Source organism: Mesorhizobium sp. C432A, from assembly GCF_030323145.1.
Lineage (GTDB): Bacteria > Pseudomonadota > Alphaproteobacteria > Rhizobiales > Rhizobiaceae > Mesorhizobium.
This window is the reverse complement of the sequence record NZ_CP100470.1, coordinates 1,010,256-1,032,987: the sequence shown is the minus strand read 5'-3', so window position 1 is coordinate 1,032,987 and position 22,732 is coordinate 1,010,256. Positions and strand designations below refer to the sequence as shown.

Annotated in this window: 23 protein-coding genes, 1 tRNA gene and 2 pseudogenes; 11 read left to right on the top strand and 15 right to left on the bottom strand. The window is 63.3% G+C overall.

The genetic code is table 11. The features are described 5' to 3' along the window. The first annotated feature begins 79 nt into the window (after positions 1 to 79). From NLY33_RS04790 to NLY33_RS04780, 3 genes are all read left to right on the top strand, one after another. On the top strand, positions 80 to 637 hold the full coding sequence (locus NLY33_RS04790; RefSeq protein WP_023693011.1) for a fasciclin domain-containing protein: 558 nt from the start codon (positions 80 to 82) through the stop codon (positions 635 to 637). Between the two features lie 211 nt (positions 638 to 848). Continuing rightward, a complete protein-coding gene (msrB, locus tag NLY33_RS04785; RefSeq protein ID WP_023703789.1) occupies positions 849 to 1,343 on the top strand; it encodes a peptide-methionine (R)-S-oxide reductase MsrB in 495 nt (164 codons plus the stop codon). A 151-nt stretch (positions 1,344 to 1,494) separates the two neighbouring features. Next, positions 1,495 to 3,042 carry an FAD-dependent monooxygenase gene (locus NLY33_RS04780; protein WP_023750785.1) on the top strand — a complete coding sequence of 516 codons (1,548 nt, stop codon included), beginning with the start codon at positions 1,495 to 1,497 and terminating at the stop codon, positions 3,040 to 3,042. A gap of 117 nt (positions 3,043 to 3,159) precedes the next feature. Here NLY33_RS04780 and NLY33_RS04775 read toward each other — a convergent pair whose 3' ends face one another. Together NLY33_RS04775 and NLY33_RS04770 are read right to left on the bottom strand one after the other, a co-directional pair. Further along, the gene (locus NLY33_RS04775) at positions 3,160 to 4,761 is read right to left on the bottom strand and encodes a DHA2 family efflux MFS transporter permease subunit (RefSeq protein WP_023696025.1); all 1,602 of its coding nucleotides are present in this window, start codon (positions 4,759 to 4,761) and stop codon (positions 3,160 to 3,162) included. A 21-nt stretch (positions 4,762 to 4,782) separates the two neighbouring features. Next, on the bottom strand, positions 4,783 to 5,964 hold the full coding sequence (locus tag NLY33_RS04770) for an HlyD family secretion protein (protein ID WP_023703787.1): 1,182 nt from the start codon (positions 5,962 to 5,964) through the stop codon (positions 4,783 to 4,785). A gap of 146 nt (positions 5,965 to 6,110) precedes the next feature. On the opposite strand from NLY33_RS04770, the gene NLY33_RS04765 reads away from it, so the two are divergent. Then, positions 6,111 to 6,815, top strand: coding sequence for a TetR/AcrR family transcriptional regulator (locus tag NLY33_RS04765; RefSeq protein ID WP_023750784.1), 705 nt, complete (start codon positions 6,111 to 6,113; stop codon positions 6,813 to 6,815). A gap of 42 nt (positions 6,816 to 6,857) precedes the next feature. Here the strand turns inward: NLY33_RS04765 and yihA are convergent, their stop codons facing one another. From yihA to rpmH, 6 genes are all read right to left on the bottom strand, one after another. Continuing rightward, entirely contained in the window at positions 6,858 to 7,517 is a 660-nt protein-coding gene (yihA, locus tag NLY33_RS04760; RefSeq protein WP_023703785.1) for a ribosome biogenesis GTP-binding protein YihA/YsxC, read from the bottom strand. Beyond that, on the bottom strand, positions 7,514 to 8,152 hold the full coding sequence (locus NLY33_RS04755) for a CatB-related O-acetyltransferase (RefSeq protein WP_023673243.1): 639 nt from the start codon (positions 8,150 to 8,152) through the stop codon (positions 7,514 to 7,516). Before NLY33_RS04755 ends, yihA begins: the two co-directional genes overlap by 4 nt. Positions 8,153 to 8,469: 317 nt before the next feature. Then, positions 8,470 to 9,036, bottom strand: a complete 567-nt coding sequence (locus tag NLY33_RS04750; protein WP_023696020.1) for a fasciclin domain-containing protein — start codon at positions 9,034 to 9,036, stop codon at positions 8,470 to 8,472. Between the two features lie 336 nt (positions 9,037 to 9,372). Next, positions 9,373 to 11,187 (bottom strand): membrane protein insertase YidC, encoded by a 1,815-nt coding sequence (yidC, locus tag NLY33_RS04745; RefSeq protein ID WP_023709266.1) that lies wholly within the window; start codon positions 11,185 to 11,187, stop codon positions 9,373 to 9,375. A 14-nt stretch (positions 11,188 to 11,201) separates the two neighbouring features. Continuing rightward, positions 11,202 to 11,555, bottom strand: coding sequence for a ribonuclease P protein component (gene rnpA, locus NLY33_RS04740; RefSeq protein ID WP_023672264.1), 354 nt, complete (start codon positions 11,553 to 11,555; stop codon positions 11,202 to 11,204). A 16-nt stretch (positions 11,556 to 11,571) separates the two neighbouring features. Beyond that, on the bottom strand, positions 11,572 to 11,706 hold the full coding sequence (gene rpmH / locus NLY33_RS04735; RefSeq protein WP_008833937.1) for a 50S ribosomal protein L34: 135 nt from the start codon (positions 11,704 to 11,706) through the stop codon (positions 11,572 to 11,574). Between the two features lie 322 nt (positions 11,707 to 12,028). Here rpmH and NLY33_RS04730 point away from each other — a divergent pair, with 322 nt between their 5' ends. The 3 genes and pseudogenes from NLY33_RS04730 to NLY33_RS04720 all read left to right on the top strand — a co-directional run. Continuing rightward, on the top strand, positions 12,029 to 13,561 hold the full coding sequence (locus NLY33_RS04730; RefSeq protein ID WP_023703784.1) for an ATP-binding protein: 1,533 nt from the start codon (positions 12,029 to 12,031) through the stop codon (positions 13,559 to 13,561). Between the two features lie 195 nt (positions 13,562 to 13,756). Continuing rightward, positions 13,757 to 13,833, top strand: a tRNA-Arg gene (locus NLY33_RS04725). 32 nt (positions 13,834 to 13,865) lie between these two features. Then, positions 13,866 to 13,991, top strand: a pseudogene (locus tag NLY33_RS04720) (LysR family transcriptional regulator); the annotation flags it as partial. 132 nt (positions 13,992 to 14,123) lie between these two features. Here the strand turns inward: NLY33_RS04720 and NLY33_RS04715 are convergent. Next, on the bottom strand, positions 14,124 to 14,666 hold the full coding sequence (locus NLY33_RS04715) for an autotransporter (RefSeq protein ID WP_023703783.1): 543 nt from the start codon (positions 14,664 to 14,666) through the stop codon (positions 14,124 to 14,126). A gap of 160 nt (positions 14,667 to 14,826) precedes the next feature. Between NLY33_RS04715 and NLY33_RS04710 the strand changes: the two genes are divergently transcribed. After that, positions 14,827 to 15,555, top strand: a complete 729-nt coding sequence (locus NLY33_RS04710) for a GntR family transcriptional regulator (RefSeq protein ID WP_023672267.1) — start codon at positions 14,827 to 14,829, stop codon at positions 15,553 to 15,555. Between the two features lie 30 nt (positions 15,556 to 15,585). Here NLY33_RS04710 and NLY33_RS04705 read toward each other — a convergent pair whose 3' ends face one another. Further along, positions 15,586 to 16,476 (bottom strand): sigma-70 family RNA polymerase sigma factor, encoded by an 891-nt coding sequence (locus NLY33_RS04705; protein ID WP_023703782.1) that lies wholly within the window; start codon positions 16,474 to 16,476, stop codon positions 15,586 to 15,588. 32 nt (positions 16,477 to 16,508) lie between these two features. Then, the gene (locus NLY33_RS04700; RefSeq protein ID WP_023681378.1) at positions 16,509 to 16,817 is read right to left on the bottom strand and encodes a hypothetical protein; all 309 of its coding nucleotides are present in this window, start codon (positions 16,815 to 16,817) and stop codon (positions 16,509 to 16,511) included. A gap of 147 nt (positions 16,818 to 16,964) precedes the next feature. On the opposite strand from NLY33_RS04700, the gene NLY33_RS04695 reads away from it, so the two are divergent. After that, positions 16,965 to 17,330 carry a VOC family protein gene (locus tag NLY33_RS04695; protein WP_023703781.1) on the top strand — a complete coding sequence of 122 codons (366 nt, stop codon included), beginning with the start codon at positions 16,965 to 16,967 and terminating at the stop codon, positions 17,328 to 17,330. Further along, a pseudogene (locus tag NLY33_RS29460) lies at positions 17,327 to 18,231 on the top strand (alpha/beta hydrolase). The gene NLY33_RS04695 and the pseudogene NLY33_RS29460 overlap by 4 nt, the downstream one beginning before the upstream one ends. Positions 18,232 to 18,308: 77 nt before the next feature. Here the strand turns inward: NLY33_RS29460 and NLY33_RS04680 are convergent. The 4 genes from NLY33_RS04680 to NLY33_RS04665 all read right to left on the bottom strand — a co-directional run bounded on the left by NLY33_RS04680 (position 18,309) and on the right by NLY33_RS04665 (position 21,637). Then, positions 18,309 to 19,295 (bottom strand): Gfo/Idh/MocA family protein, encoded by a 987-nt coding sequence (locus NLY33_RS04680; protein WP_023703780.1) that lies wholly within the window; start codon positions 19,293 to 19,295, stop codon positions 18,309 to 18,311. A 78-nt stretch (positions 19,296 to 19,373) separates the two neighbouring features. After that, positions 19,374 to 19,949 (bottom strand): YceI family protein, encoded by a 576-nt coding sequence (locus NLY33_RS04675; RefSeq protein WP_023681381.1) that lies wholly within the window; start codon positions 19,947 to 19,949, stop codon positions 19,374 to 19,376. A 68-nt stretch (positions 19,950 to 20,017) separates the two neighbouring features. Further along, positions 20,018 to 20,596 carry a cytochrome b gene (locus NLY33_RS04670; protein WP_023703779.1) on the bottom strand — a complete coding sequence of 193 codons (579 nt, stop codon included), beginning with the start codon at positions 20,594 to 20,596 and terminating at the stop codon, positions 20,018 to 20,020. A gap of 150 nt (positions 20,597 to 20,746) precedes the next feature. Next, entirely contained in the window at positions 20,747 to 21,637 is an 891-nt protein-coding gene (locus NLY33_RS04665) for a LysR family transcriptional regulator (RefSeq protein ID WP_023703778.1), read from the bottom strand. Between the two features lie 96 nt (positions 21,638 to 21,733). On the opposite strand from NLY33_RS04665, the gene NLY33_RS04660 reads away from it, so the two are divergent. Beyond that, positions 21,734 to 22,729: an aldo/keto reductase gene (locus NLY33_RS04660; RefSeq protein WP_023703777.1), complete on the top strand. Its 996-nt coding sequence runs from the start codon at positions 21,734 to 21,736 to the stop codon at positions 22,727 to 22,729. Positions 22,730 to 22,732: the final 3 nt, after the last annotated feature.

Here is a 22,732-nt window from a genome sequence, read left to right as displayed (position 1 = left end):
CGGAAACTCAGGCAGTTCTATTCCGTATCTCCTCATGTTCCCGAAAGAGGAAACAATAACCCCGAGGAGTTCGAACACTATGCGTAGAATCGCCACCCTTTTGCTCGCCGGTACCATTGCCGTCTCCGCCCTCGCCACAATCGCCTATGCCGAGAATCCGATGGTTGGCGGCGCCGCCATGTACGCCAACAAGAACATCGTTGAGAACGCCGTCAATTCGAAGGATCACACGACACTGGTCGCCGCCGTCAAGGCTGCCGGCCTGGTCGAGACACTGCAGGGCGCCGGCCCGTTCACCGTGTTCGCGCCGACCAATGAGGCCTTCGCCGCGCTTCCGGCTGGCACGGTCGAGTCGCTGCTCAAGCCCGAGAACAAGGACAAGCTCACCAAGATCCTGACCTGCCATGTCATCGGCGCCAAGGCGATGGGCGCCGATGTCGCCTCGATGGCCAAGGCCGATGGCGGCACCCACAAGGTCAAGACGGTCGGCGGCTGCGAGCTGTCGCTCAAGGCTGATGGCGGCAAGGTCACCGTGACCGACGAGAACGGCAATGTCGCCAATGTGACGATCGCCGACGTCGAGCAGTCGAACGGCGTCATCCACGTCATCGACAAGGTCCTGCTGCCGAAGATGTAACAAAGCCCCTGCCGCCGACGAACAGGCGGTAAGCTCCTGCAGATTGCGCGGCCCCGCCCCCGTGGGCCGAGCAAACGACCGAGCGCTCCATCCCGTCCGCAACAAGCGCGGAGCCGGTGTGGAGCGTTCGTTTGCAGGACAACCGTCACCGGCTTTTGATTTTCCAGTGGCGGCCAAATTTGGCAAAACAACCCGCAGGAGGATTTCTGTCATGAACCGTCGAGATTTGCTTTTGAGCGGCGCCGCCCTCGCTGCCGTGGCCGGCGCGGCGGCAACGTTGCGCATGGGCGGGCCCGCTAAGGCTGCCGAAACCTTCGAGGTCACCAAGACCGACACCGAATGGCACGCCATCCTGTCCGACGAAGCCTTCAACGTGCTGCGCAAGGAAGGCACCGAGTATCCCGGCACCAGCCCGCTGCTGAACGAGCATCGCAAGGGCATTTTCGCCTGCGCCGGTTGCGACCTGCCGGTCTACCCCTCAGACACCAAGTTCGAGTCCGGCACCGGCTGGCCGAGCTTCTGGCAGGAGATTGCCAACGCCGTCGGCAAGACCGAGGACCGTTCGCTGGGCATGACCCGCACCGAGGTCCATTGCCGCCGCTGCGGCGGTCATCTCGGCCATGTCTTCGATGACGGTCCCGCACCCACCGGCCTGCGCCATTGCATCAACGGCGTTGCGCTCAGCTTCAAGCCGGCCACTGCCTGACCGTTCGGCGTCTTTAGCGGGGTGGGGATTTGGAGCCGGCGTGACGACCGCCTCTTATCTCTTGAACTGGGGCGAAAACAGTCAACTTCAAGAATTGGCAGACGGCTTTTTATGCGTAGATTCCGCAGCCCCAACGAGAGGGCCAGAACCTATGCAACCAACCAAAGCACGGGCTCGCGACGGCGAGCCCAAATCGAGCGCCAAATCGACCGACGGTGTTGATGCGGACCGGCCGCGAATATCCCATTCCGTGGTGATCACCGGCGGCGGCCCGACCGGGTTGATGCTGGGCGGCGAGCTTTCCCTGGCCGGCATCGATGTCGCCATCGTCGAGCGGCGCGAGAACCAGGACCTCGCCGGCGCGCGCTCGGGCGGCCTGCATTCGCGCACCATCGAGATCTTCGACCAGCGCGGCATTGCCGATCGGTTCCTGTCGCAAGGCCAGACCGCACAGGTCGCAGGCTTCGCCGGCGTTTCGCTTGATATCAGCGACTTCCCCACCCGCCACAATTACGGGCTGGCGCTGTGGCAAAAGCACACAGAGCGCATCCTTGCCTGCTGGGTCGATGAACTTGGCGTCACGGTCTACCGTGGCCGCGAGGTGACAGGCTTCGTGCAGGATGGCGGCGGCGTCGATGTCGCGCTGAGCGATGGCGGGTCGCTTCGTGCCGATTATCTCGTCGGCTGCGACGGCGGCAGAAGCCTCGTGCGCAAGGCGGGGGGCATAGAGTTCCCCGGTTCCGAGCCGACAACCAGCAATTTGATCGCCGAGATCGAGGTAACAGAAGAGCCGCAATGGGGTATCCACCGCGATGCCATCGGAATTCACGGCCTCAGCAGACTGGAAGACGATACGGTACGGGTGCTGGTGACCGAGCGCGAGGTCGGGGCTGGCGGCGAGCCAACTTTGCGCGATCTCAGCGAGGCGCTCATTGCCGTCTACGGCACCGATTATGGCGTCCACAATCCGACATCGCTGGCCCGCTTCACCGACATGACCCGGCAGGCAGCCGCATACCGCAAGGGGCGGGTGCTGCTGGCCGGCGACGCCGCGCATGTGCATCCACCGGACGGTGGACAGGGGCTGCAGACCGGCGTGCAGGACGCGGTCAATCTGGGCTGGAAACTTGCCCAGGTGGTCAGGAAAACTGCGCCCGAAAGCCTGCTCGACAGCTACCAGGCAGAGCGCCACCCGATTGCCGCGCGTGTGATGAAAAACACCATGGCGTCGGTCGTGCTCCGTCGCGAAGACGAGCGCACCAAAGCGCTGCGCGATACAGTGTCGGAACTTCTCGGCATGGAAGAACCGCGCAAGCGTTTTGCCGGCATGTTATCCGGCCTGGACATCCACTACGATCTTGGCGAGGGGCATCCGCTGCTGGGGCGTCGCATGCCGGATCTCGACCTCGTCACCGCTGCCGGTCCGCTGCCGGTTTTCGCCCTGCTGCACGACGCTCGGCCGCTGCTGCTTAATCTTGGTGAGCCCGGCGCTTTTGGTATCGGCCCGTGGGTGGAGCGGATTCAGCTGGTCGACGCCAGCTACGATGGCGCATGGGAGCTTCCGGTGCTGGGGGCAGTCGAAGCCCCACGCGCAGTGCTGGTCCGGCCTGACGGTTATGTGGCCTGGGTCGGCGGCCCTGAAGCAGCCGGGCTAACCGACTCGCTGACCAAATGGTTTGGGCCGCCTGCCGCAGCATAGCGCGCCGGGTGTTCGACCAAGGAGCTTGATAACGATCGATGCTTAAGCGTGACCCCGGAAATCGGGGGTGATTTCCGGGGTCACACACGAGGGCGCCAGGCGGGGGGTCCGGCGCGCTCAATGGCCTCCGCCACCGCTGCCCGCGGGCGGCGCCGGCTTGGCGATGACCAGGGTGAAGACCGCCATGGTCGCGAACAGCACGGTCAGCATGGTGAACACATCCATGAACGACAGCAGCGACGCCTGCTGCTGGACCATGCCCGACAGTTTGGAGATCGCCGCCTTGGTGGCGTCGAGGCCGGGAGTCTGCTGGAAGTCGAGCGTCATGTTCTGCAGCTTGGTCTGCGCCGCCGCACTGCCCCATTCCACATGCTCGGCCAGCCTGGCGTAGTGGAAGGCGCTGCGATCGATCAGCACGGTGTTGATGACGGCAAGGCCGACCGCACCGCCGAGGTTGCGGGTCAGGTTGAACAGGCCCGACGCGTTCTTCAGCCGGTCCGGCGGCAAGGTGCCGAGCGCAATGTTGTTGATCGGCACCATGCACAGCATCATCGAGCTGCCGCGCAGGATCTGCGGGATCAGCAATTCCCAGAAATCCCAGTCGGCGGTCAGATGCGTCATCCACCATGTGCCGGCAGCGAAGCCGAACAGCCCGATCATCATCATGATGCGCAAATCCATCTTGCTCGACAGGATGCCGGAAATCGGCGCAGTGACGAACATCGCCAGGCCACTGACGAACAGGGCTTCGCCGATCATCAAGGAATCGTAGCCGCGGATGCGTCCGAGGAACACCGGGTAGAGATAGGTCAGACCGTACAGGCCGATGCCTATGACGAAGGAGAACAGCGAACCGAAGGCGAAATTGACGTTGGTGAAGGCCCTGAGATCGACGATAGGCTCCTCGGCGGTGAAGGCACGCCAGAAGAACAGCGCCGCACCGACAACCATGATGATGGCGCAGATGAACACGGCCTGTTCCTGCAGCCAGTCATGGTTCGGACCTTCCTCGAGCACATATTCCATGCAGCCGAGAAACGCCGCCATGCCGGCAAGGCCCCACCAGTCGAACTTGCTGAACAGGCCGAGATTGGGCTTGTCGAAATCGATCAGGGTCCAGGTCGTGACCGTCACCAGAATGCCTGGAATGACATTGATGAGGAACAGCCAGTGCCACGACATGGCATGGCTGATATAGCCGCCGACGGTCGGGCCGATGGTCGGCGCCAGCGTCGCCACCAGGCCGATCATCGGCGACACCATGGCGCGGCGCGACGGCGGGAAGATGGTGAAGGCGGCGGCGAAAACGCTCGGGATCATGCCGCCGCCGATAAAGCCCTGGATGGCGCGGTAGACGATCATCTGGTCGATGTTGGTGGCGGTCGCGGCCAGCGCGCTGGCCGCCGTGAAGCCGGCCGCGGCGCCTGCAAACAGCACGCGCGTCGACAGCATCCGGCTGAGGAAGCCCGACAGCGGGATCATCACCACTTCGGCGATCAGATAGGCGGTCTGCACCCATGGGATTTCATCGGAACTGGCGCTGAGGCCGGCCTGGATCTCGGCCAGCGAGGCTGAGACGATCTGGATGTCGAGGATCGCCATGAACATGCCGAACACCATCGCCAGGAAGGCGATGAGGCGGCGCGTCGAGATGGTCGTCGGTACCGCCGGCATGGCAGGCACCGGCGCCGCTCCTGCTGTTATGGTTGCGGTTGCCATGGCATTGCTCCCGGCGTTCGCTCAGTTCGCCGCGGCCGGAGCCGTGCGGCTGTCGACGGCGACAACGACGCTCAGGCCGGCGCGCAGCCTGCCTGCCTTCAGCACATCGGCCGGAACGTCGATGCGAACCGGGATGCGCTGCACCACCTTGGTGAAGTTGCCGGTGGCATTTTCCGGCGGCAGCAGCGAGAACACCGCACCCGAAGCCGGCGCCAGCGACGACACCGTGCCTTCGAAATCATGGCCGTCCGTGGCGTCGACCGAGACCCGCACCTTCTCGCCGGGCACCAGCTTGGCCAGCTGCGTCTCCTTGAAGTTGGCAACGATGTAGAGCTTGTCCAGCGGCACCACGACGGCGAGCTTCTGGCCGGGGCTGACGAGGTCGCCCTGCTCGACCGAGCGGTTGCCGACGACGCCGTCATAAGGCGCCTTGAGCACGGTGAAGGACAGATCGCGCGCGGCCTTGTCGCGGTTCAGCCGCAGCGAAGCCAGCGTGCTGGCCGATTCGGCGCGCTGCGCTTCGAACACGCCGATATTGGCCTGTGCGGCTGCAATCTGCGCGTCGGCGCCGACAAGGGCTGCATTGGCCTGGTCGAGAGCGGTCTGGGCGTCGTCCAGTTGCGCCTGCGTGCCGACATGCGTCTTGACCAGTTGCGCGGCGCGCTGCTGGGCACGAGCGGCATTGTCGGCTGCCGCCTGGTCGGCGACCTTCTGCGCCTGCGCCTGTTGCAGCGAAGCGTGCGCCGCCTTGGTCTGCGCGTCGATACGGTCGAGCGTCTTGGCCAGCGTGGCGATCTGCGCCTCCGCCTGGGCAACGGCTATTCTGTAGTCGCCGTCGTCGATCGTCAGCAGCGGATCGCCGGCCTTGACCTGCTGGTTCTCCGAGACCTTGACTTGATCGACATAGCCGGAAATCTTCGGCGAGACGAACGACATGTCGGCCTGGACATAGGCATCGTCGGTCGAGATCAGGAACCGGCCGTCGGTCCAGTAATCATAGCCATACCAGGCGCCGGCGCTGAGCAGAGCGAGGCCGACGATCGGCAGCATGAACGAGCGAGCCGACCGCTTCTTCTTGGCCGGCACCTCGGCCAAAACTTCGGCGGCAGGCTTGATGGGCGCTTCCGGCGCTTCGATAACCGGCGAGACCTTGGCGTTGGGAAAGGGGCGGACTTCGGCGGTGGTTGGCGTGTTCGAGGACATGATATCTCGCTACCGTAGCTACATAAGGAAAATGTGTTATACTGAACCGTTCGGTTCGATGCGAACGTTGACATAGCGCTAAAGCAGGCCCATATCAAGAGCAATCGAACCGCTCGGTTCGAATTATTTCGCGAGGTGTGACTTTAATGGCCGACACGTTACCCGACGTCGAAAATGATCGGTGCGATGTGCTGGATAGTGCGCGTCGCGGCCGCCCGGCGGCGGGCCAGGATCCGGTCAAGCGCAGCCAGATCATCGAGGGCGCGCGGCGCGTGTTCATCGACAAGGGCTTCGAAGCGGCGTCGATGAACGACATTACCCGCGAGGCCGGCGTCTCCAAGGGCACGATCTATGTCTACTTCGCCAACAAGGAAGAGCTGTTCGAGGCGCTGATCGAGGAAGAGCGCGGCACCATCTTCAAGAACATGTACGACATGCTCGACCGCGCCGACGATCTGCGCCAGACGCTGGTGAAATTCGGCAAGGTGCTGTCGATGAAGATCACCTCGGCCAAGGTCATCCAGGCGCAACGCACCGTGATCGGCGCCTCCGACAGGATACCGGACATGGGCGCGCGGTTTTACGAACGTGGCCCCAAACGCGGCCACGACAAGGTGGTCAAGTTCCTCAATGCAGCCATCGAACGCGGCCTGCTCAAGATCGATGATGTCGATCTTGCCGCCTATCAATTCACCGAACTGTGCCTCGCCGGCCTGTTTCGCCAGTGCATCTTCGCCTACCGCACCACGGCGCCGAGCCAGGATGAAATCGACCACATCGTGCGGTCGGGCGTCAGCCTGTTCCTGAAGTCCTACGGCACCGAAAAGCTTGCCGAGGAAGAAAGCCACTAGATGATCGCCGTGGAGGCGAAGGGAAAGGCCTAGCTGGTTTGCTCAGCCGCCATTGGCGGCCAGCACGATCGCCGCGCGCAGTTCGTCCAGACCCTCGCCCTTTTCCGACGACGTGGCGAGCACGAACGGAAACGCCGCCGGTCGCTTCTTGATCTTCAGTAATGTCTCTTCGATCAGCCGCGGCACGCCGGCGGCCTTGATCTTGTCGGTCTTGGTCAGCACGATCTGGTAGGACACCGCCGCCTTGTCGAGCAGCGACAGCACCTCGTCGTCCTTGGCTTTGATGCCATGCCGGGAATCGATCAGTACATAGACCCGCTTCAGCGTCACGCGGCCCTTGAGATAATCGAAGACCAGCTTGGTCCAGTCGTCCACCTTTTCCTTCGGCGCGCTGGCATAGCCGTAGCCCGGCATGTCGACCAGCGCCATTGGCGGCAGGTCGGCGCCTTCGCCGGAAAACCCGCCCGGCACGAAATAGTTGAGCTCCTGCGTGCGCCCCGGCGTGTTGGAGGTGCGCGCCAGCCCGTTATGGCCGACGAGCGCATTGATCAGCGACGACTTGCCGACATTGGAGCGGCCGGCAAAGGCGATCTCAGGCGGCCCCTCCGGCGGCAGGAACTTCATCGCCGGCACGCCGCGGATGAAGATCCACCCCTTGGTGAACAGGTCGGTGCCGATGACGGTGTTGCCCAGCGCGTTCAAATTGCTGCCTCCAGCCTCGAAATATCGGCGCCCCGGATGGCGTTGAGGTTGCGGCCGATCTTGTCCACCGGCCAATTCCACCACGCCACAGCCAGCAACCGCCGCACCGTCCTGTCGTCGAAACGCATCTTCACCACCTTTGCCGCATTGCCGGCGACGATCGCATAGGCCGGCACGTCATGCGTCACCACCGATTTCGCCGCCACGATGGCGCCATTGCCGACCGACACGCCGGGCATGATCACCGCATCCATGCCGATCCATACATCATTGCCGACCACCGTGTCGCCGCGCACTTCCTGCGACCACGTCTTCGGGTCGAAGCCTTGCTCCCAGCCATGACCGAAAATGTTGAACGGATAGGTGGAAAAGCCGGACATGGCATGGTTGGCGCCGTTCATGATGAAGCGCGCGCCCTCCGCGATGGCGCAGAACTTGCCGATGATCAGCTTGTCGCCGATGAAGGGATAATGATGCAGCACGCATCGCTCGGCGAATTTGTCCGGTCCGTCAGGATCGTCATAGTAGGTGAACTCGCCGATCTCGATATTCGGCGCGGTGACCAGGGGCTTGAGGAAGCCGACGCGGGTGTGCATCGGGATGGGGTGTTTGATGTCTGGGTTGGGTCCGTCCATGGCGAGATCCGTCGAGAGTGGCGCAAATTAAAGCCGCCATTCTAGATGGCGTGATCCGCCCTATAGCACCAATCGCCCGATGAGCGAGCCCTGCTGGGCTTCGATGTTCACTTGGTGCCGCGGCAGATCGCGATCAGGTCGACCGCAGCGCCGTCGGCTAAGGCGCCCTGAAACGAAAAACGGGGCCCTGCGAAGGACAAGCAGGACCCCGTGGTGGCGAAGGCGGCTTCAAAAGAATGGCACCTCGCCGTGAGGTGGGGAAGGCAGACCGAGAAAGCCAGTCGCAGCCCGCCGTCATCCGCCGTTCCCTAAAACCGTTACTTCGGCAACAGCACCTTGTTGACGACGTGGATGACGCCGTTCGACTGGTTGACGTCGGCGACCGTCACCTTGGCGGCGCCGCCGGACTCGTCGACGATGTAGAGCGAGCCGCCCTTGACCTCGGCGATCAGCGTGTCGCCGCTAACGGTCTTCATCTCATACTTGCCGCCCATCGCCTTGGCCTTGGTCATCATCTCCTTGGCCGAGATCTTGCCGGCCACGACATGGGCGGTCAGGATCTTGGTCAGCTTGTCCTTGTTTTCGGGCTTCACCAGCGTGGCGACGGTGCCGGCCGGCAGTTTCTTGAAGGCGGAATCGGTCGGCGCAAACACCGTGAAGGGTCCCGCGCTTTCCAGCGTGTCGACCAGGCCGGCGGCCTTGACGGCGGCAACCAGCGTCTTGTGGATCGGCGAGTTGAGGGCGTTCTCGACGATGTTCTTGGAGGTCAGCATCGCAGCGCCGCCAACGGCGGGATTGGCGAGCGTATAGGCCGTCGTAGCTGCGAGGCCCGATAGAGCCAGGCCGGCGGAAAAGCATAATGCCTTGAGGATGGACTTTGCCATTGGAGAACCCTTCTGGTGCGACAATTGTTGATTCGATTGTCGGGAAGAGTTACGCGGCAATTGCGGGAAAGTTTCGGTGAGTAAAAAATGATAATGATAACAAATACTTAAAGGCGAATGCCCATTCCACGCGCCGCATCCCCGCGGTGGACATGACGGGGTCACGGATCCAAAACAATGGTCTTCGGATTAGGGCTGATCGGTGTTGATCGGCCTTGGCGGTACAAGCAGCAGCCACGCCGGTTGCACGCCGCAAGTTTCGCGCCTCACGGGAACGTGATGCGCGCCTCGTCCACAAAAACACCGGACGAGCCGGGGCTTTGATTGCCACGCCTTTTATTCAGCCGGCGAGGGTTTCTTTCGGAACAATGCCGTCAGATTGTCCCACAATTCGATCTTGGCGCCCTGGCGCTTCATGATCACGCCCTGCTGCAGGATCGACAGCGTGTTGTTCCAGGCCCAGTAGATGACGAGGCCGGCCGGGAAGCTGCCCATCATGAAGGTGAAGATCACCGGCATCCAGGTGAAGATCTGCGCCTGCGTCGGATCCGGCGGCGTCGGGTTCATGCGCATCTGCAGGAACATGGTGATGCCCATGACCACCGCCCAGGCGCCCATATGCGGCAGGAATGCCGGTGGCGCGAAGGGCAGCAGGCCGAACAGGTTGAAGACCGAGGTCGGATCGGGCGCGGCCAAATCCTGGATCCAGCCGAAGAACGGCGCGTGCCGCATCTCGATGGTGATGTAGAGCACCTTGTAGAGCGAGAAGAACACCGGGATCTGCAGCGCCACCGGCCAGCAGCCGGCGAGCGGATTGATCTTCTCGGTCTTGTACAGCTCCATCATCGCCTGTTGCTGCTTCATCTTGTCGTCCGCGTATTTCTCGCGGATCTCGAGCATCTTGGGCTGCACCTTCTTCATGTTCGCCATCGACGCATAGGATTTGTTGGCGAGCGGGAAGAAGAGGGTTTTGACGACGACGGTGGTGGCAAGGATGGCCAGACCGAAATTGCCGAAGAATTTGTACAGCGTGTCGATCAGGTAGAACATCGGCTTGGTGATCCAGATGAACCACCCCCAATCGATCAGCCGGTCGAACAGCCTGATCTGCCGGTCCTGGGCGTAGGCGTTGATCTTGTTGACTTCCTTGGCGCCGGCGAAGATCTCGGTCTCGACCGTCGCCGACTGCCCGGCGGCAATGGTGATCGGGTCGGTGAGGAAGTCCGACTGGTAGCGCGGGCGACCATTGTCGTAATAGGCATAGTGCGGCTGGAACGGCTGCTTCTCGGTCGGCACCAGGGTGACCGCCCAGTATTTGTCGGTGATGCCAAGCCAGCCATCGGTCGATTTGCTCGGCGTATACAGCTTGTTCTTCTCGATGTCGGCGTATTTGTGCTCCTGCAGGCCTTCCGTGCCGGTGACGCCGATCAGGCCTTCATGCAGCACATAGGAGCTGGCAATGGCTGGCTTGTCGAAACGGATGACGCGGCCGTAATTGGACAGCGTGACGGGGGCCGAGCCTGAATTCTGCACCGCATCGGAAACGGTGAACATGTAGTCGCCGTCGACGGAGATCGTGCGCTTGAAGGTCAGGCCCTTGTCGTTGGTGAAGGTCAGCGTCACTGGCGTCGCCGGCGTCAGCGTCGCATTGCCGTCGACGCTCCAGACCGTTTCCGGGCCCGGCACCGTGCCGGTCGTGTCGCTGCCGACAAAGCCGATCTCGGCATAATAGCCGGTGGGCAGCGCCTGCGGATTGAGCAGCTGGATCTGCGGCGATGTCTTGTCGACCGTCTCGGTGTAGTGCTTGAGCTTTAGGTCGTCGAGGCGGGCGCCGGTGAGGTTGATCGAGCCCGACAGGCTCGGCGTGTCGATGTTGACGCGGGCCGTCTTGGCCACTTCCTGCGCGCGGCCTTCCGGCGTCGTGACATAGGTGCCGGGCGCGTTTGGAATGGCGCCGGGCGCTGCGGGCGCCGGCGTGCCGCCGGGGTTGGCGGCCTCGGCCGCCTTCTTCTGCTCCGCCGCCCGCTGCTCTTCGATGCGGGCCGCCTCGCGCTGCTGTTCGCTGCGCGGCAGCACATAGAAATATTGCCACAGCCCGAGGATCAGCACCGACAAGACGATGGTGATGTAGAAGTTCCGGTTGTTTTCCATCGAAAGCCCTTGGCCTATCGTGTTCCGCTGAGACGGCGGGAGAGTTCGGCCTTCAACTGGCCGAACGGAATGGTGAGCACGTCTTCACGCCCGACGATGACATAGTCATTGCCGGGCGCCATGTCACTTGCGGCATGGGTGCGCACGGCTTCTTTCAGCCGCCGCCTGACGCGGTTGCGGACAACCGCATTGCCGACCTTCTTGGTGACGGTGAAGCCGACGCGCGGCGGCAGGCCGTCATTGCGATCGAGAACTTCAACGAGAAAAAGCCGCCCGCGCCGCTTTTCACCGCGGCGGACGGCCAGGAATTCCGCACGTTTCAGAAGCCGCTTGGGGTTTGGTCCCACTGGCTTGCCGGTTGCGGGCAACGATCTCGTCTTCCGTTCAGGCGCTGAGCCGCTTGCGGCCGCGGTTGCGGCGAGCTGCGACGACGCCGCGACCACCCTTGGTGGCCATGCGAGCACGGAAACCGTGCCGGCGTTTGCGGACGAGTTTGGACGGTTGGTAGGTACGCTTCATTTGTTTTAATACCGCGGGGTGCGGCCCTTCTTGATTCTGTCACTGTGTAACAGGAGCTTTGCCGGGCCGGCATTGGCGCGATCGAAACCGCGCCGGGACGAATGGCCCGAGCGTGAGCGGCTTATAGAAAGAAGGGTTTTGGGAGTCAATCCAGCGCGAACTATGAGTTCGTCGCAGCGCGAACGCCAGTTCGTCGCAGCGCGAAAACCCAATTCGAGGCGATCTTTATTGCTGGTACCATTGTCCAACGAAGGATGAAATTGGCAAAAAAGCCGCAATCGCCTAATCTCAACCGATCAAGCGTTTGTGAAGACAGGCCTTAATGAGCGAAGTTGCATCAGCGGATGAAGGGAGCGGCCCGTCGACAGCCGATGCCAGCCCGGCGACCGTTCGCCCGGTTGCGAGCCGTTCGGTGCCCAATCGTTCAGTGCCCTTGGCGCGCGGCCTGTCGACCAAGCTGCTCTTGCTCACCATTGTCTTCGTGCTCCTGGCCGAAGTCCTCATTTTCCTGCCCTGGATCGCCAGCTACCGCCTGGCCTGGCTGAAGGAGAGGCTAAGCACCGCTGCCGCGGTGTCGATCGTGCTGGTGCAGGGCGAGCCCAATTCGCTCTCCCGCGCCGCCCAGAACGACGTGCTGATGGCAATCGGCGCCAAGGCGATCGCGGTGCGCGACGGCGGCGTGTCGCGCCTGCTGGTGGTGGCCGAGATGCCGCCGCAGGTCGACGAGCATATCGATATCGCCAATGTCGGCATGATCAAGGGCATGACCGGGGCGCTGGATACGCTGTTCTTCGGCGGCAAGCGCATGCTGCGGGTGTTCGGCCCGGTCGGCGACAGCGACAAGGAATTCGAGCTGATCATGCCCGACTATTCCCTGCGCAACGCCATGCTGCGCTATTCGCGCAACGTCGCCTTCGTCTCGCTGCTGATCTCGCTGTTCACCGCAATGCTGGTCTATGCCGCGATCGACCTGATCATGATCGGCCCGATCCGCACCATGACGCGCTCGATGCTGTCCTTTTCCGAGGCGCCCGACGATCCAGGGCGCATCATCCACCCGGCCGCCCGTGCCGACGAGATCGGCGTTGCCGAGCGCGAACTGTCGCAGATGCAGGAACGGCTGCAAAAGATGCTGTCGGAGCAGAAGCACCTTGCCGACCTTGGCCTCGCCGTCTCCAAGATCAACCACGACATGCGCAACATCCTGGCCTCGGCGCAGCTGATGTCGGACCGCTTGCGCCTGGTCAAGGACCCGACGGTGCAGGCCTTCGCGCCAAAGCTGTTGCGCGCGCTCGACCGAGCCGTTTCCTATTCCGAAGGCGTGCTCCACTATGGTCGCACGCAGGAGCCGGCGCCCTCACGCCGCCGCTTGCGGCTGCGCCAGCTGGTCGACGACGTCCACGGCCTGCTCGACATCGAGGACGGCATCGAGTTCGTCAATGCCGTCGAGCTCGCTTTCGAGGTCGATGCCGATTCCGACCAGCTGTTTCGCGTGCTCACCAATCTCTGTCGCAACGCGGTCCAGGCGATGGCGGCCGACGCCGAGAGCGCGCTGGTGCGCCGGCTCGCCGTATCGGCCGAGCGCATAGGCAGCGTAAGCCGCATCATTGTCACCGACACCGGTCCCGGCCTGCCGGCGAAGGCTCGAGAAAATCTGTTCGCGGCGTTTCGCGGCTCGGCCCGCAGCGGCGGCACCGGCCTTGGCCTGGCCATCGCGCACGAACTGATCCGCGCCCATGGCGGCACGGTGGAGCTGGTCGAATCGATCGGCGGACGCACCACCTTCGCCGTCACCATCCCCGACCAGCCGGTCCGCCTCGACCAGGCCCGCAGCGGCCTGCGCCGCCCGGCCTGAGCTGTATTTGATATTCAGCCGAAGCCGGACTGAGCTGAATCTCAGCACACCTTGATCGGCACCGTCGAAAGCAGCTGCGACAAAACTTTTGCCGGATTGGCTTGCTTTTCGGAAATTCAGTCGCTAGGGAACACGTCTTGTCGCGGCCGGTCGTCAGGATCGGTTAGCGGGGCTATGTAAAGCATGGCCTGTTGCGCGCCCGTAGCTCAGCTGGATAGAGCACCAGACTACGAATCTGGGGGTCAGGAGTTCGAATCTCTTCGGGCGCGCCATTTCCGCCGAAACTGTGATTTCCTGCGATCCGCTAGCCGGTCTTGGCCTCACATATGAAGAGCAGGTCGCGGAACACGTTGCCGAGCACCGCCTCATTCGAGTGCTGGAGAACTGGACGCCGCCTCCGGGCTTCTTCATTTATTACCCCAGTCGTCAGCCTGACTGCGCTATAAACTCGCTGCGATGTCTTGAAATGGCCGGTACGCGGGGACTGTTATCTGGGCGCGGCGACGCAGAACGCTCGCTCGCGCCGCTGCGCAGCAGGCTCACTTTTCTTCCGCTTTCCCGGTCAGGGCCCAATCGGCCTCGCCCCAGCCAGATACCGCTCATTGTCGAACGGCTCGGCGTGGGTGCTGTCCGGGCTCCACATGTGGCGGTGGGTCTCCGTCAGATTGCCGAGATAGACATGCAGTGCGCCTGAGCGGGCGCTGCCGGTGTTGGCCACCGCGTGCACAGTATCAGGGGTCATGTGCACCACCGCGGGCGCCGCGATGTCGTGGCGTTCCGGCGCATCGATCTCGCTGCCGTCGACGGGATAGATGAAGTTGGTCTCGCTACCCTTGTAGATGCCGATCAGCGCATCCATCAGATGGTTGTGCGGCGGGTACCGCAGGCCGGGCGACAGCGTGATGTGGTAGATGGTCAAGTCAGGGCTGGCATGCAGCAGCACCTCATCGTCGTCTTCCTCATGCGCGAGCACGCCTGATGCATGGAAGCGGTCGGTGTGTTCGCGCAGCACCGCCTTGACCCGTTCGATGGCATGAGCACCTTTGGCTGCGTTGACGATACCGGCGGTTACGGCGTAGAGAGGCGAGTTGGCGGCAAGAGACATTTGTCGTCATCTCCATTGGGAAGCTCAACCAATACAGCTGAGATGCTCAGTCTAGCGAATGCCGACAGACCCGTCAACCGGATGGTCGAAACGGGCAAGCAGACTACGCGGGCAGACCACGCGGGCAGACCAAACGGGCAGACCAAACGGGCAGGCAGATATGGCTCTTCCGAAATCAGTGTCACCGTCCGCCGTCAAGGCGCCGTCGACCGCCGACATATTGCGCAGCGAGGAAGCTTATGAGCAGCTGAAGAGCGACATCGTCGCCTGCGTCCTGCAACCCGGCGAAAGCCTGACCGAAAAGCAGATCGGCGACCGCTACCAGATCAGGAAGGCGACGATCCGCTCGGCTTTGGCCCGCCTGACGCAGGAAGGGCTGATCAAGAGCGAGCCGCGCCGCGGTTATGTCATCGCACCGCTTAGCCTGCGCGACGTCAACGAGATCTTCGACCTCCGCAGCCTGATCGAACCGGAAGTGTTCCGGGTGGCCGCGGCAAACCTCACCGAACGCGGGCTCGACGACATCAGGCTGGCGGCGCAGAAGGTGCTGAAGCCGGAGACGCTGCGCAGCCATGTCGCCTTTCTGGCGGCCGACCGCGCCTTTCGCCTGGCCCTGGCTGAACTCTCCGGCAATCTGCGGCTGGTTCGCCTGCTCGACCAAACGCTCGACCAGTCGGAGCGTGTCCTCCATCTCGGCTTCAAATCGCGCGACTTCACGCAAGCGATCATCGGCCAGCAGAAGGAGTTGGTGCTTGCCTGCGAGCTGGCCGAAGTCTCGGCCATCGCAAAGCTTGCCCGCTCGCAGTGCCTGTCGCTCAAGAAGCAGGTGCTCGAGGCCTTGCTCGCCGGCTCCAAGCTGCAGGACGCCAATTTGCAAAGCTTCGCCTGAGGCGCGAAGTCCGCGCTCTCTGGCCGATGCTTACTCGTCGATGAAGCGGATGTCCGCATCGGCAAGGCAATAGGGCGCGTAGCGGAAATCGCGGATATGGCTGACCTTTCCATCCTGCCAGTCGACCAGCATGAAGCCGCGCACGGCGTCATCTCCCGTTTGCGGGTTGCGGATCAGGATGGCCGGCCTGCGGTCGACGAAGCCGAGCGACAGCGCCCAGTCCTGGACACGGTCGTAATTGCCGAAATAGTTGGAAACCTGCGCCTTGCCGCGCATGCGGGTGCGGTTGACGACTTCAAGCTGGATATCCTCGGCGATCAACGCGCGCACGGCGTCGAAGTCGCGCGCGTTGAACAGGTCGACATAGCGGCGCAGGCGCCGCTCGTCACCGGCGTCGAGCTTTGGGGCAGGCGCCTGCTCGTCCTGTGACGCCAGTAGGCGCAGCTGCGACCGCCCGCGATGCAGCGCTGCCTTGGTCGCGGCCAGCGTCGCGCCGGACACTTCGCAGGTTTCGTGCAGGCTGAGGCCAAGCACGTCGATAAGGATCACGGCGCTGCGCTGCACTGTTGCCAGCTGCATGAAGCTTCGCAGGCTGGCGGCGGTGGCGAGCCTCGCATCGGCGCTGGCGGAGGGGTCTTCGATCGTCGTCATGTCGGTCTCGCTCATGCGCGCCTGCTCCCGCTGGCGCCGGCGCAGATGATCCTGCGCGGCATTGTGGGCTATGCGGAACAGCCATTGCTCCGGATGCTCGACGGCGGCGTCGCCGTCGATGGCCTGCAGTGCCTTGATCAGTGTCTCCTGGACGATGTCCTCGCCATCGATCACCGAGCCGGCCATGCGGGCGCAGTAGCGGTGCAGCTTCGGTCGCAAGGAGCCGAGCATCGCCTCCAGGGCAACGCGGTCGAGTTTTGCTGTGTTCATCCTGTCCGTTCCCTAAATGCCGGTCTTCGCATTCAAGCCGGCACGACCTCGCCGGCCAGCATACGATAATTGCCGACGATCTTTGCCGGCGATCTGGCAAGCGGCGTCGAGCGGCGCCCGGCATGATCGGCGCTGAAGGCCTTGAAGGCTGCGAGCCCCGTCAGGCCGTCGCCATCCTGGCTGACAAGATGGATGAACTCGCCATTCTCCAGTTCCAGGACGAGGTAGCGCACGGATTGCGGCTTCGTGTCGTCGAGTGCCTCGAACACCTGTGCAACCAGCATACGGTTCTCGGCGATGCTTTCGTCCTTCACGCCGTAGCGGATGAGATTGTAGCCCATTGTCGTCTCCTGTTTTTCAACTCTGCACGGAGAAGACGTTTCGCGGCCTCGAAAAGATTCGTCGCCCGGCGAATCTTTTCGATCGTCCGGATCGTCTTTCCCGTCGACGGCTGCGCGGCAGCCGTCCAGGAGCAGGAGAGACCCATCATGCACATCCAGTTTGCCGAATTGCCGGTGTTCGACCAGGACCGCGCCAAGGCCTTCTACACCGGCCATCTTGCTTGCCAGGTGTCGGCGGACCAGCTGATGGGCGACACCGGCTGGCGCTGGATCGAGCTGACATTTCCCGGCGCCGTCACCAATTTGCATTTCGTCAAACGCCCCGATGACACGCCGGGCACTGAGCCCGTGCTGGTGCTCGTTGATGGCGATGTCGAGGCAACGGTCGCGGGCCTGAAGGCGCGCGGCGTCGAAATCATCACCGAGCCGCAGGAAGCGCCTTGGCAGCCGGGCCGCACGGTCGCCGAATTCCGCGACAGCGAGGGCAACCTCATGGTTGTGACCGGCAAATGATCGGACCCGGCGCAAACCCGAACTTTGACATGAGAACAACAGGAGAGATGGACATGACCCCCCAAACGTCGACGCTGAAAGTACCGGGCGCCAGCCTCTATTATGAGATGCGCGGTTCCGGCCCCGTACTGTTGATAATCCCCGGCGGACCGCAGGACGCCGGCGTCTTCGCCGATGTCGCGGGCCACCTCGCCGACCGCTACACGGTGGTCGCCTATGATCCGCGCGGCAGTTCGCGCAGCACCTTTGACGGAGAGCCGCAAGAGCAGGACCTCGATGTCCATGGCGACGATGCCGCGCGATTGATCGAGGCGCTTGGCGCCGGCCGGCCTATGTGTTCGGCACCAGCGGCGGCGCCCAGATCGGGCTCAACCTCGCCGCCCGCCATCCCGGCCGGGTTCGTGCGCTGGTCGCGCATGAGCCGCCCAGCATGATGCTGCTCGACGACCCGTCGCCGTCACTGGCCGGCATGCGCGACCTGCACGACACCTATCGCAGCCAGGGTGTCGAGGCGGCGATGCAGAAATTCTTCAGCGAGAACAGCCTGTCGGAAGGGCCGGGTCAGGATGAAGCCGGGCCGCAGGACGGACCGCCTTCGTTCGAACCGTCGCCCGAGGAGGCCGAGACGTTTGCCAGGGTCAGCGGCAATTTCGAATACTGGCTGGCGCATGGCGTCATGCCGCTGTCGCTCTACCGTCCTGATATCGAGGCGCTGCGCGGCCGCCCGGTCGTGGTCGGCATCGGCGAAGAGTCCATCGGCCAGCCGATCGACGGCATGGGCAAGGCGCTGGCCGACAGGCTCGGCAGCAAGCGCGCCGCCTTCCCCGGCGACCATATGGGCTTTGCGCCCTATCCCGACCGCTTCGCCGAGACCTTGCACCTGACGCTCAGAGGCGCGTGAGATCGTCAGTTCAACAGGAAGGGCGTCCGCATGCACAATGCCCTTCTCCCATGAAATTACCGGCTAAGATTGGTGTATCAGACGGCCTCCCAGCCTTCCTTGGCACCGGCGCGGAAGATGGCGTCGATGACCTTCTGGTTGAGTACGGACTCCTCCAGCGTGAAGATACGCTCCTTGCCGCCCTGTGCCGCCCTGGCAAACGTCTCGACCTCGCGCCGGTATTGCTGCGTGCCGGGAAAGCGGAACACCTGCGCCTCCGTATGGTTCTGGTTGTGCAGTTCGATGCGGTGATGGTCGTAGAGCCCGGCATTGAACGGCGAGAACACCTCGATGAAACCCTTCTCGCCGTGAAACACCATCACCTGCCGCGCCGCCATCTGCGTCGAGAGGTAGAAGGACAGTTCGAAGTCGCCGAAATCGGCGCGGATCGAGGAGTAGATGTCGGTGCCGAATTTCTTGTCGCGCTCGATCGTCGCCTGCACGCGGAGCGGCTCCTTGCCGGTTGAAAACCGCGTCGACACCGTCGGATAGACGCCGATATCAGGCAGCGCGCCGCCGCCGAGATCGAGCTGGTTGCGCATGTTGGTGGGATCGACATTGTAATAGGAGAAGGCGCCCTGCACATGGCGCAGCCGGCCGATGGCGCCATAGGCGATGAGATCGCGCACCTTGATCCATTGCGGGTGGTAGATGACCATGAAGGCCTCGCAGACCAGCACCTTCTTGCTGTCGCGCAGCTTGATCAGCGGCGCGATGTCCTTGGCGTCGAGCGCCAGCGGCTTCTCCACCAGCACATGTTTTCCCGCTTCGATGGCCTTGGCCGTCCATTCGACATGCTGCGAGGTCGGCAGCGGGATGTAGACGCCGTCGACGTCTTTCGAAGCGAGCAGCTCCTCATACGAACCAAAGGCATGTCTGGCGCCGAACCGCTCGCCCAGGGCCTCGGCCTTCGACAGGTCGCGGCTGGCGATCGCGGACAAAACGCCATTCTCGGCCTCGACGATTGCCGGCAACAATTGCTCGCGGCCGATCTTGGCCGTCGACAAAACACCCCATCGGAACATCAGGCTTCTCCTATCGATTTACAGGCGAGGAGGTTTGCCCGAAATTGCGGGAAAAGCCAATGCGGATCGCTGGTCCTGCTAGCCTCGCTTGCCCGTCAGCGTCATGTCGAAATTGACGATATTCGAATAGATCGGCGTGCCGACATCCATGCCGTACCGGGAGCGCAGCACCTTGCCGGTGACGTGGAATTTAATGACGCCACCCTTCAGCCCGCCGAGCTCGGCAGTGAACTTTTCCGCAAACGTCTTGCCGCGCGCCGTCAGCCGGCCGCTGACCAGCGCCGTGGTGTCGCTGGTTCGGGTTACGCTGGTCGAGCGGAACTGGATTTCGGGGCTGTTGGCCACGTCGAACACCGCATCGGAGCGCAGGAAGGCGTCGATGCGGCCCTGGCCGGTGCCGACGCTTTCGGGATAGATGGTGAAGTTGACCGCGGAACGGCCGACATCGCTGTTGTCGATGCGGATGGAGCCCTTGAAGCGGCCAAAGGCGCCGTCGAGGCCGCCGCCACCGACCTTGCCGATGGAGAAGCGAATGCTGGAGCTGGCCGGGTTGACCGTGTAGCTGCCGGCAGCGTCGCCGAGGTCCACAGCGGCGGAGACAGGCATGGCAAGGCAAGCGGCAACAGCCGCCAATCCGAAGATGCGCGCATACATGGGTTTTGTCCTTCTGGGGCAGGCGAAGTGTTGCGCCCTCACTCCAATGAACGAATGCGCGGCGCGCGCTATTCCATGTCCTGATCTGACGAAGGCGTGATCATGCGCGTGAGCACGCTGTCGCGCAGCCAGAAATGATGGCGCAGCGCCGCCAGTGCATGCAGCGCAACCAAGGCAATGCCGGCATAGGCGAGATACCAGTGTGCTACCGCCCAGAAGTTTTCCGCCGCATCGGACACGCCGAGCGGCAGGTTCGGCATCACGAAAAGGTTGAACGGCATGCTGGGGATCTCCAGCATCGACACCGAAACCAGTGCCCAGCCGGACAGCGGCAGCGCGAGCTGGAAGCCATAAAGTGCCAGATGTGCCAGCGGCGCCATCCGACGCTCCAGGCCTCCGACCGAGGCCGGCAAGGCCGGGGCCGCATTGCCGAGCCGCCAGGCAAAGCGCAGGATGAGGAGGCCGAGCAGCAGGAAGCCGAAGGATTTGTGCAGCTGGATCAGCTCGAAGGCGGTGCGCTGGCTGGTCAACCGCACCATGATGAAGCCGAGCATGAACTGGCCGATGAACAGGATGCCGATCAGCCAGTGGAGGACGATCGCCGCCCAGCCGTAGCGGGTTGAGTTGTTGGTGATGAATGCCGGCATGGCTGGTGAACGAATGGCAGCTGGGCTTTCTTCCACCCTCCCCCTTGTGGGGAGGGTCGGCGCGAAGCGACGGGGTGGGGGGTAGCGCCCTACGAAGACCCCCACCCCGATCCGCTACGCGGATCGACCCTCCCCACAAGGGGGAGGTGGCTAAGCACCGGCCTTGAAGAAATCCACAAACGCCCGCAGCGCCGGGCGCATCTGGCGGCGGCTGGGGTAGTAGGCGAAGAAACCGTCGAAGGGCGGACACCAGTCTTCCAGCACGCGGATCAAGCGGCCGTCGGCGAGCGGTGCGCGCACATAATCGTCGAAGACGAAGGCGAGCCCTGCGCCGTCGACCGCCGCCTGGGCGATCAGATGGTCTTCGTCGAGGATCAGCGGCCCTTGCGCCGCGATCTCGATCTCTTCGCCATCCTTCTCTAATTCCCAGCGGTAAAGAATGCCGCTGGAAAAACGGAAGCGGATGCAGCGGTGGTCGGCAAGATCGCGCGGATGGCGGGGTCTTGGCATGGTCGCGAAATAGGATGGCGCGCCGACCACGGCGCCGCGAAGGTCCGGTCCGATGCGCACCGCGATCATGTCGCGCTGCAAGCTCTCACCGAGCCGCACGCCGGCATCGAAGCCGCCTTCGACGACGTCGGTGAAGCGATCCTCGATGACGATTTCCAGCACGATGTCGGGATAGGCCGCGGCAAAGCCGCCGAGCCTGGGCGTCAATGCCAGGTGGGCCGCGGTGCGCGGCACGGTCAGCCGCAGGTTGCCGGCCGGCCGGTCGCGCGCCTCGATCGCCGTTTCCAGCGCCAGATCGATCTCGGACAGCGCCGGCCGCAGCCGTTCGAGCAGCTGCGCGCCCTCCTCCGTTGGTGCCACGCTGCGGGTGCTGCGCGCCAAAAGCCGCACGCCGAGCCGCGCCTCCAGGCTGGACACGGCATGGCTCACTGCCGAGGGCGCGATGGCCAGTTCGCGCGCCGCGCCACGAAAACTACCGCATTGGGCGACTGTTGCCAGTACAGCGAGTTGAGAAAGATGCGCTCGGTTCATTGCTCTATTTTATAGAACAGCCCGTGCGAATGACAGCCAATTATCGAACGTAAAGCCAAGCGCTATCTCTCTTTCATCGCAACAAGGAGACGCGCCATGAAAACCCGCAAACTTGGTACTGAACTCGAAGTCTTCCCCGTCGGCCTCGGCTGCATGGGCATGAGCTTCGCCTATGGCGGTCAGGCCGAGGCGGACGCAATCGCCACGCTGCGCCGCGCTGTCGAGATCGGCGTGACGTTTTTCGACACCGCCGAAGTCTATGGTCCCTTTGAGAACGAGATCCTTCTCGGCAAGGCGTTGAAGCCGGTGCGCGACAGGGTGACGATCGCCACCAAATTCGGCTTCAAGATTTCCGAGGAAGGCTCAGGCCTCGAACGTATGGTTGGCGTCGATAGCCGCCCGGAGCACGTCAAGGCAGTGGCGGAAGCCTCGCTGAAACGGCTCGATACCGATGTCATCGACCTCTACTACCAGCACCGCGTCGATCCCGGCGTGCCGATAGAGGACACGGTCGGCGCCATGGCGGAACTGGTGCGCGACGGCAAGGTGCGGGCGCTGGGCCTGTCGGAGGTCAGTGCCACCACCATCCGCCGGGCGCACGCCGTGCATCCGATCGCTGCCGTGCAGAGTGAATATTCGCTCTGGAGCCGCGACCCCGAAGACGAAGTGTTCGATGTCTGCCGCGAACTCGGCATCGGCTTCGTCCCCTACAGCCCGCTCGGTCGCGGCCTGCTCACCGGCACCATCGCCAAGCCCGAGGCCCTCAGCGACGACGACTGGCGCCGGACCTTGCCGCGTTTCCAGGCCGACGCCATGGCCGCTAATGCCAAGGTCGTTGCGACGCTGGAAAAGCTGGCGGTGGAAAAAGGCGTCACCTCGGCCCAGCTGGCGCTGGCCTGGGTGCTGCACCAGGGCGACTTCATCGTGCCGATCCCCGGCGCAAGAAAGATACGCCATCTCGAGCAGAACACGGCGGCGGTCGGGATCGAGCTGAGCGCGGCTGAGGTCGCGGCGATCGGCGATGCGCTGTCGCCGGACAAGGTGGTTGGCAAGCGCTATACGGAGGAGCTGTTGGCGCTGGTGAATGGGTGAGTG

Bases quoted from the DNA above. Each gene is read 5' to 3' on its own strand.
- NLY33_RS04790 (WP_023693011.1), top strand. From the start codon at position 80: ATGCGTAGAATCGCCACCCTTTTGCTCGCCGGTACCATTGCCGTCTCC.
- msrB (WP_023703789.1), top strand. From the start codon at position 849: ATGAACCGTCGAGATTTGCTTTTGAGCGGCGCCGCCCTCGCTGCCGTG.
- NLY33_RS04780 (WP_023750785.1), top strand. From the start codon at position 1,495: ATGCAACCAACCAAAGCACGGGCTCGCGACGGCGAGCCCAAATCGAGC.
- NLY33_RS04775 (WP_023696025.1), bottom strand. From the start codon at position 4,761: ATGGCAACCGCAACCATAACAGCAGGAGCGGCGCCGGTGCCTGCCATG.
- NLY33_RS04770 (WP_023703787.1), bottom strand. From the start codon at position 5,964: ATGTCCTCGAACACGCCAACCACCGCCGAAGTCCGCCCCTTTCCCAAC.
- NLY33_RS04765 (WP_023750784.1), top strand. From the start codon at position 6,111: ATGGCCGACACGTTACCCGACGTCGAAAATGATCGGTGCGATGTGCTG.
- NLY33_RS04755 (WP_023673243.1), bottom strand. From the start codon at position 8,152: ATGGACGGACCCAACCCAGACATCAAACACCCCATCCCGATGCACACC.
- NLY33_RS04750 (WP_023696020.1), bottom strand. From the start codon at position 9,036: ATGGCAAAGTCCATCCTCAAGGCATTATGCTTTTCCGCCGGCCTGGCT.
- yidC (WP_023709266.1), bottom strand. From the start codon at position 11,187: ATGGAAAACAACCGGAACTTCTACATCACCATCGTCTTGTCGGTGCTG.
- rpmH (WP_008833937.1), bottom strand. From the start codon at position 11,706: ATGAAGCGTACCTACCAACCGTCCAAACTCGTCCGCAAACGCCGGCAC.
- NLY33_RS04730 (WP_023703784.1), top strand. From the start codon at position 12,029: ATGAGCGAAGTTGCATCAGCGGATGAAGGGAGCGGCCCGTCGACAGCC.
- NLY33_RS04715 (WP_023703783.1), bottom strand. From the start codon at position 14,666: ATGTCTCTTGCCGCCAACTCGCCTCTCTACGCCGTAACCGCCGGTATC.
- NLY33_RS04710 (WP_023672267.1), top strand. From the start codon at position 14,827: ATGGCTCTTCCGAAATCAGTGTCACCGTCCGCCGTCAAGGCGCCGTCG.
- NLY33_RS04705 (WP_023703782.1), bottom strand. From the start codon at position 16,476: ATGAACACAGCAAAACTCGACCGCGTTGCCCTGGAGGCGATGCTCGGC.
- NLY33_RS04700 (WP_023681378.1), bottom strand. From the start codon at position 16,817: ATGGGCTACAATCTCATCCGCTACGGCGTGAAGGACGAAAGCATCGCC.
- NLY33_RS04695 (WP_023703781.1), top strand. From the start codon at position 16,965: ATGCACATCCAGTTTGCCGAATTGCCGGTGTTCGACCAGGACCGCGCC.
- NLY33_RS04680 (WP_023703780.1), bottom strand. From the start codon at position 19,295: ATGTTCCGATGGGGTGTTTTGTCGACGGCCAAGATCGGCCGCGAGCAA.
- NLY33_RS04675 (WP_023681381.1), bottom strand. From the start codon at position 19,949: ATGTATGCGCGCATCTTCGGATTGGCGGCTGTTGCCGCTTGCCTTGCC.
- NLY33_RS04670 (WP_023703779.1), bottom strand. From the start codon at position 20,596: ATGCCGGCATTCATCACCAACAACTCAACCCGCTACGGCTGGGCGGCG.
- NLY33_RS04665 (WP_023703778.1), bottom strand. From the start codon at position 21,637: ATGAACCGAGCGCATCTTTCTCAACTCGCTGTACTGGCAACAGTCGCC.
- NLY33_RS04660 (WP_023703777.1), top strand. From the start codon at position 21,734: ATGAAAACCCGCAAACTTGGTACTGAACTCGAAGTCTTCCCCGTCGGC.